We start from the raw sequence: 247 nt of genomic DNA, 5'->3' as shown, positions 1-247 counted from the left end.
GGTCGAGCCCATCTCGTAGACGCCGACGTTCATCCGGTTGATGCGGTCGGGATTGAGCGCGTCGGCCGGGTCGTTCGGGTCGAAGTCCGGCAGGGAGGCGAGCGCGATCACCTCGCCGGTCTGCACGTCGAGGATCATGGCCGCGGCGGCCTTCGCCTTGAAGTGGTCGAGGCCCCCGGCGCGCTCGTCCCGCACGGCGAACTGCGCCCGCAGGTCGATGGAGAGCTGCACCGGCTTCAGGTCGGTC

Annotated in this window: 1 protein-coding gene; it reads right to left on the bottom strand. The window is 70.0% G+C overall.

What is annotated here, in order from left to right:
• On the bottom strand, positions 1 to 247 hold a 247-nt coding region (locus tag CVH10_RS23160), incomplete at both ends, for a penicillin-binding transpeptidase domain-containing protein (protein WP_369335998.1).

It is taken from the genome of Halomonas sp. ND22Bw (assembly GCF_003011945.1).
Lineage (GTDB): Bacteria > Pseudomonadota > Gammaproteobacteria > Pseudomonadales > Halomonadaceae > Halomonas > Halomonas halophila.
Note: the sequence above shows the minus strand (reverse complement) of the source record. Positions and strands in the feature narration are given on the sequence as shown.